6 protein-coding genes are annotated in these 2,500 nt (G+C 40.8%); 4 read left to right on the forward strand and 2 right to left on the reverse strand.

Annotated elements, in window-relative coordinates; all coding sequences use genetic code 11:
- Positions 1-306 precede the first annotated feature (306 nt).
- Together F6K49_RS41025 and F6K49_RS41030 are read left to right on the forward strand one after the other, a co-directional pair.
- Complete coding sequence (locus F6K49_RS41025) at positions 307-435, forward strand: hypothetical protein (RefSeq protein WP_293021543.1); 129 nt, start codon at positions 307-309, stop codon at positions 433-435.
- Positions 436-471: 36 nt separating this feature from the next.
- Complete coding sequence (locus F6K49_RS41030; protein WP_293106767.1) at positions 472-810, forward strand: CU044_2847 family protein; 339 nt, start codon at positions 472-474, stop codon at positions 808-810.
- Positions 811-828: 18 nt separating this feature from the next.
- Here F6K49_RS41030 and F6K49_RS41035 read toward each other — a convergent pair whose 3' ends face one another.
- Positions 829-1,002, reverse strand: coding sequence for a hypothetical protein (locus F6K49_RS41035; protein ID WP_293106770.1), 174 nt, complete (start codon positions 1,000-1,002; stop codon positions 829-831).
- Between F6K49_RS41035 and F6K49_RS41040 the strand changes: the two genes are divergently transcribed.
- On the forward strand, positions 1,001-1,168 hold the full coding sequence (locus F6K49_RS41040) for a hypothetical protein (protein WP_293106773.1): 168 nt from the start codon (positions 1,001-1,003) through the stop codon (positions 1,166-1,168). The genes F6K49_RS41035 and F6K49_RS41040 overlap by 2 nt on opposite strands.
- 4 nt (positions 1,169-1,172) lie before the next feature.
- Positions 1,173-2,066 (forward strand): serine protease, encoded by an 894-nt coding sequence (locus tag F6K49_RS41045; RefSeq protein WP_293106779.1) that lies wholly within the window; start codon positions 1,173-1,175, stop codon positions 2,064-2,066.
- Between the two features lie 22 nt (positions 2,067-2,088).
- Here F6K49_RS41045 and F6K49_RS41050 read toward each other — a convergent pair.
- On the reverse strand, positions 2,089-2,500 hold a 412-nt coding region (locus F6K49_RS41050; RefSeq protein ID WP_293106776.1), incomplete at its 5' end, for a hypothetical protein.

Genomic DNA, 2,500 nt, shown 5'->3' on the forward strand with positions numbered 1-2,500 from the left:
AGTTCATTATCAAGCATTTTTGTTTCAAAAATTATTCTGCGCAATAAAACTTTGATTTTGCTGGTTGACTTGACTGGTGACGGTAGGTTGTCAGGGCTGAAGGGAGTGGTTACTTATCGCAAGAGAAGTATAGTAGACTTCTTGCAGAAGTAGGGAGCAGGGAGCAGGGAGCAGGGAGCAGGGACAAGAAGATGTCTTAAGGCATGTGATAAGGCATGTGATAACTAGTAGGGTGAGTTAATAACGTACCCTACTAGTAGAGTTATTTAGAGTTAGTTAGAGTTATTGATCGCGCTTTTTAGTCTAATGAGGTATACAAGATTTTTTTCCTCTTGCCTATTGCCTATTGCTAGCATGCCTATTGCCTCTTACCTGCTCCCTGCTCCCTGCTCCCTGCTCCCTAAAAACCCGAAATTTGTACCTCACAAGTCGTAGAATTCTATATAGTTATTTATAGTTATTTATAGCTTAATGAAAGAAAAACAGCTGGCTAAATTTTTCTTGTCCGATGGCACTACGTTCCTGGTGGAGGTCGAAGAACCAGAAAGCAACGCCATTGAACGGGTAGCTTTACCCTCTGGGAAGTATGTGCTCAAAGCTCAACAGTCCTTTGAAGAAGCATTGGAAAAGGTTAAACCTGTGGCGTCTACGATTATTTCCAAATTGCGTGACCTCGATACTCCTGCTGATCAAGTAGAGGTGAAATTTGGGTTGACGCTCACGGCTGATGCTGGGGCAATCTTTACGTCTGTTGGTGGTGAGGTTAGCTACGAAATTACTCTGAAATGGTCCCAAGATAAATCTCAATAAGATACAGCGGTTTGCCATTCAGTTAGGTACAAAGTTTTGGGTTTTTAGGGAGCAGGGAGCAGGGAGCAGGGAGCAGAAACCCACCCCTAACCCCTCCCAGGAGGGGAAAAGAGGTAAGAGGGAAAACAATCCTGTGTACCTGATAGTTATGCAAACCGCCGTAAATCTCAATACAGAGTTTTTGATAACCATGAGGTATACAGGATTTTTGATTTTTTCCCTCTTGCCTATTGCCTCTTGCCTATTGCCTCTTGCCTATTGCCTCTTGCCTATTGCCTCTTACCTACTCCCTACTCCCTGCTCCCTGCTCCCTAAAACCAAAGAATTTGTCCCTCACCGAAATTACAAACCACTGTAAGTCAATGGCGAACCAGACCACTAATTCCTTTGAAGGGTTTAAAACCTCTATTGTTAGAATCTACCATAGCAATGGCGCAGTTGTGGGAGCAGGGTTTTTAGTCTCCAACGGCTATTTGCTAACCTGTGCTCATGTGATTACTGAAGCCTTGGGAATTTTACAAACTACTCAAGAGGCTCCTACTGAACCAATTAACTTAGATTTTCCTTTGATTGCTCCCGGTCAGAAACTAACCGCTACTGTGGTGTTTTGGAAACCTGTTTCCGAGACTGAAGTAATTGAAGATATTGCTGGCTTAAGGCTCAATAGTAAATTACCTGACTCCGCTCAACCAGTGCAGTTAGTGACAGCACAGAATTTGTGGAACCATTTGATTAGAGTTTTTGGCTTTCCCAAAGGGCATGATCATGGGGTATGGGCATCGGCAGTATTGCGAGACAAAAATGCCAAAGGCTGGCTACAGATAGAAGATATTAAAGTGCCTGGGTATCAAGTTGAGCCAGGATTTAGCGGTGCTCCTGTGTGGGATGAGGAGTTAGCAGGAGTGGTGGGGATGGCAGTAGCAGCAGAGAAGCGTAGAGAGAATGTTAAAGCCGGATTTTTAGTTCCTACTCAGGTTTTGAATCAATCTTGGTCTGAATTAGGGCAATTGGGGGAAATTTTCACTAATTCTAAACCGTTAACACCTGGAAAGCGTCGTCGCCTTAAGCAAGACTTGGAAGATTTACAAGAGCCTTATGATTTAGGAAGGGCAATACTTCGTAAGTTGCGGAAAGAACGGGCTATTGCCAATGACCCTAGTACTGAATTTAAGTTAGATGTGGAGATAGAAGAAGAACAAGGGAAACTTGATAAACTTGAGTTGCAGATTGAGGAAATTGAAGAAAAGCTTGGTTAGATATTCAAAAAATCAAGAGCTGTTAGGTTTCCAAACTTTTTTGATAATCTAAATTTATAAATAGCAGTATATAACCAACTAAAGGTGCGACAGATATAAATCCAGCTAATAGACTTGTTATAACTGTCATTAAGACTTCTGAAGAATTAATAATTGGAATAAAACTGAAAATAATATGAAATATTTTAATTGCTATAACAATTACAAATAAATAAATAAATCCGAATAAAAATACCCTCCACCAATTCCCTTTAACGATAGCTCGACTATAGGCAAATGCTGCTCTACTCCTTTGGTCTCTTAGAACAAAAGCTAAACCATAGTAACCGTTATTTACCCAATAAATAATGCCTGGAATAATCATCAATAATAAGCCAGTGCCAAAAATGTAATTAAAACTTAAATTCAAGCCAATCAGAGCAATTAAACGTGAT

This window comes from Moorena sp. SIO3I6, from assembly GCF_010672095.1.

Coding starts and splice junctions, on each gene's coding strand:
- F6K49_RS41025 (WP_293021543.1), top strand. CDS start 307: ATGAGGTATACAAGATTTTTTTCCTCTTGCCTATTGCCTATTGCTAGC.
- F6K49_RS41035 (WP_293106770.1), bottom strand. CDS start 1,002: ATGGTTATCAAAAACTCTGTATTGAGATTTACGGCGGTTTGCATAACT.
- F6K49_RS41045 (WP_293106779.1), top strand. CDS start 1,173: ATGGCGAACCAGACCACTAATTCCTTTGAAGGGTTTAAAACCTCTATT.
- F6K49_RS41030 (WP_293106767.1), top strand. CDS start 472: ATGAAAGAAAAACAGCTGGCTAAATTTTTCTTGTCCGATGGCACTACG.
- F6K49_RS41040 (WP_293106773.1), top strand. CDS start 1,001: ATGAGGTATACAGGATTTTTGATTTTTTCCCTCTTGCCTATTGCCTCT.